The following is a 3,615-nucleotide window of genomic DNA, read 5'->3' as shown; positions in this document are numbered from 1 at the left end:
GTCGGCAGCGTCAGATGTGTATAAGAGACAGCTTTTATATTCATTAGCAGGAAAAATATAAAATATGTTCAAAAAATTATTTCACCCCGAAAAGATTAATCAGTGCGTTATTCCGAACCGGCTCGTGGTTCCCGCGATGGTCACCAACCTGTGTAATAGCGATGGTACGGCGTCAGACCGCTATATCGCCTATCACGAAGAAAAAGCAAAAGGCGGCTGGGGGCTGATCATCACCGAGAACTACGCCATCAACGAAAATGCGATGGGCTGTAAATACATTGGGGGACTCTGGCGCGACGAGCAAATCGCCAGTCATCGTAAGCTCACCGACACCATCCATCAATACGACAGTAAAATCTTCTGCCAGATTTACCATGCAGGCCGCCAGACGTCAGAAAGTGTAAACGGCGGCGTGCAGCCAGTGGCCCCTTCGGCAATCCCTTGCCCCGCTCTAAAAGAAATGCCCCGTGAACTGGGTATCGACGAAATTCAGCAGTTGGTTTCGGAATTTGCAGATTGCGCTCGTCGGGTTAAAGAGGCGGGCTTCGACGGTGTGGAAATTCATGCCGGCCACGGTTATCTGATTGCCGAGTTTTTATCGCCTTACGCCAATAAGCGTACCGATAAATATGGCGGTAACCTCGATGGCCGCATCCTGTTCTTAAAAGAGATCTATCAGGCGGTGCGTAAAGAAGTGGGAATGGATTATCCGGTGACCATCCGACTCTCCGCTGACGAAGGTTTCCTGGGCGGACGCGATATCGCCGAAACGCGCGTACTGGCGCAGATCTTCGAAGAGTGGGGCGTGGATGCGCTGCATATGACCATGGGGGTTTATGGCGATCACAACAAGGCCTGTACTGTGCCGCCAATGTATGTGGGCCACGCCTGGGCTGTCTCTTTCTCCGAAGAGCTGAAAAAAACGGTGAACATGCCCATTATCACCGTGAACCGCATTAACGATCCGCGTATGGCGGACAACGTTTTGGCATTGGGCAAAGCGGACTTTATCGCGATGGGACGTGGTTCATTGGCCGATCCGCACCTGCCCAACAAAGCGAAAGCCGGTGATGTCGCGTCTATTCGTTACTGCATCGGCTGCATGCAGGGCTGTCTGGCGAGTTTGCCGCTTGGCGTGCCGTTCACCTGTCTGGTCAACCCGTCGCTGGCGCGTGAAAATAGCCTGGACTACAGCAAGGTCGCTAGCCCTAAACGCGTCTTCATTGCGGGTGCCGGTCCGGCTGGACTGGAAGCGGCCCGTGTGGCGGCGATGCGTGGTCACAGCGTGACGCTGTTTGAAAAAACCGGCTATTTGGGCGGCCAGTTCCGCTCCGCGGCTTTCCCTCCGGGTAAAGGTGAACTGGCGACCTATACGGCCTGGCTGGGCCGGGAGCTGGAAAAACTGGGCGTGGAGATCAAACTGAATACGCCGCTGACCAAAGCGATCGTGGCGGAAAGTCGCCCGGACTCCGTCATCGTCGCCACTGGCGGTAAACCGGCGGTTCCGCCGATCAAAGGCATCAACCAGCCGCACGTGGTGCTGGCGGAGGATGTTCTGCTGGGCAACGTGGTGACCGGTCAGCGCGTGGTGATCGCGGGCGGTGGTGAAGTCGGTGGTGAAACCGCGGCACATCTGGCCATGCAGCAGAAAGAAGTTACCGTGGTTGAAATGCGCGACCGCCTGTTGCAAGAGCTGGATGGCGTCAGCAAGCTGCATCTGATGTCCGTACTGGAAGAGTATGACGTGAAGCAGTACCCCAACACCAAGCTGTGCGAAATTGGCGAGCATCAAGTGATCCTCGAAAATGCGCAAGGGCGAATGGAGTTGGAAGCGGATACCGTCGTTATCGCACTGGGATATGCGCCGGTTAAAGAACTGGCTGAAGAGCTGGAAGGGGTTGCCGACAATGCGATCGTCATCGGTGGCGCCGTGAAAACCAGCAATGCGCTGGTGGCCGCGCGTGAAGGTTTTGACGCGGGGATGTGTCTGGCCTAATCGCGCTAGAGCGCCGTTAATCCTAGGCGCTTAATCGTCCCATCACACGGGCTTTCCATGCAAAATGGAAGGCCCGTATTGTTATCTGTGATTTGTATCTACGCTTCGCGGTTTTCTTTTCTTTCTTGTCGGCGCTGATTTTTGTGGAAATAGCACAATGCGGCAGGTTGCTATCTGCTGTCGTGCAGGATAGGGAAACAGGCCTCAGGAGTGGAAATGGGGTGGGGCGTTGGTGGCGGGAAGGGGGGAGAAAAATAACGGGCAGGCCAGAAGCCTGCCCGTGATGAGATCGAATGCGTTATGCCACGATATTCATCGTCAACGCGTGGGTTGCGGATAACGTGCGGGTGCTGACTTTAATCCACACGCTGCCGCGTGGGTCAACATAGGCCGCCTCTCCCTCGTGTTTGAAGAGGGCATCCGTCGAATCTACGCGCGCGCTGAGGGTGGATGAGCCGACCGTCATCCGTTGCAACGCAGGCTTGTCCGTGCGAAGGCGTAGGTAGACAAACGCGTGCAGCGGGTAATCGTACTTACGCGGTGTCAGGCTAACCTCCAGCGACCCGTCGATACGACGCTGGCGAACATCGATCACCGAGAACTGTCCCTGACGTTCTGCCGAACGGGTGACGCCGCCATCGTCCCAGTAAAGCTGATGACGGCCTTCGCCGGACTCGCCGAGCGGATACAACGCCAGTACCAGCGGCTGCTCGAACTTATCCATCACCTGAATATTCTTGAACGGCGCGGGCAGATCGGACTGCGTGTGACGTTCAGGGATAATTGCGCCTTCACGAATAAACAGTGGCACGTTGGTGATGTCGGCGCTGACGGTACGACGCTGGCCCCCTTTAATCGGATTGGCGATATCCACGGTGTCTTCGATGACATGGTAACGATACCAGTTTAGCGTCTGACCTTTGACTGCGTTAGGGAAGTAGATGTCCTTTTCCGCCATGTAGGCGGCTTCGCTCCCAGCGGTGCTGCGCGTCATGATCGGCGCATAAAGCACGGAACTGTCGATGAAGCACTGTGTCGCCAGTACGTCTTTGTTGCGCTTGTCGAAGATCGCCTCGTCGCCCTGCCACAAACACATCGCCTGCAAGATCGGAATACCGGTCTGGGTATTCTGATACATCGCGTCATACAGTAGGTGATGCCAGCGCACGCGGAAGCAGACAAAGGCCGTCATGATGTCGGCGAAGGAGCGATTGCCGCTGACCGGCGCCTTATCGCCGTAGCGATAAATCTCCTGGTAAGGCTTCATTGCATCGTAATGGTTGCGCATCCACGGCAACAGGCACGCCGCCTGAACCCAACGGGTCATCAGCTCGTGCTCGCAGACATCGCCGATGTCGATGTCATCGGGACCTAGCACCAGCCGGTCATACACCATGGGGTTGTGATTGCGGCAGTGTTGAGCGCCGAAGAAAATACTGCTGGGATCTTCAGGCGCTTCGCCCGGCGCAAATCCGCCAACGTCGGAACCGGAGATCGGCAGGCCGGACATTCCCAGGTTGAGCACCATTGGCAGGGTGGCCTGCAGGTGATGCCAGGTGGAGGCATTATCGCCTCCACCTGGCATCACCTGCAGGCCACCCTGCCAATGGTGCTCAACC

Annotated in this window: 2 protein-coding genes; one reads left to right on the top strand and one right to left on the bottom strand. The window is 56.3% G+C overall.

What is annotated here, in order from left to right:
- Positions 1–64: 64 nt before the first annotated feature.
- The gene (locus Q7O77_RS15640; RefSeq protein WP_304169464.1) at positions 65–1,996 is read left to right on the top strand and encodes an FAD-dependent oxidoreductase; all 1,932 of its coding nucleotides are present in this window, start codon (positions 65–67) and stop codon (positions 1,994–1,996) included.
- Between the two features lie 298 nt (positions 1,997–2,294).
- On the opposite strand, the gene Q7O77_RS15635 is transcribed toward Q7O77_RS15640, so the two are convergent.
- The coding region (locus Q7O77_RS15635) for a TIM-barrel domain-containing protein (protein ID WP_304169461.1) at positions 2,295–3,615 on the bottom strand (1,321 nt) is incomplete at its 5' end.

This window comes from Lonsdalea britannica (assembly GCF_946477055.1).
Taxonomy (GTDB): domain Bacteria; phylum Pseudomonadota; class Gammaproteobacteria; order Enterobacterales; family Enterobacteriaceae; genus Lonsdalea; species Lonsdalea britannica_A.
This window is presented reverse-complemented; position numbering and strand designations above follow the sequence as displayed.

Bases quoted from the DNA above. Each gene is read 5' to 3' on its own strand.
- Q7O77_RS15640 (WP_304169464.1), top strand. From the start codon at position 65: ATGTTCAAAAAATTATTTCACCCCGAAAAGATTAATCAGTGCGTTATT.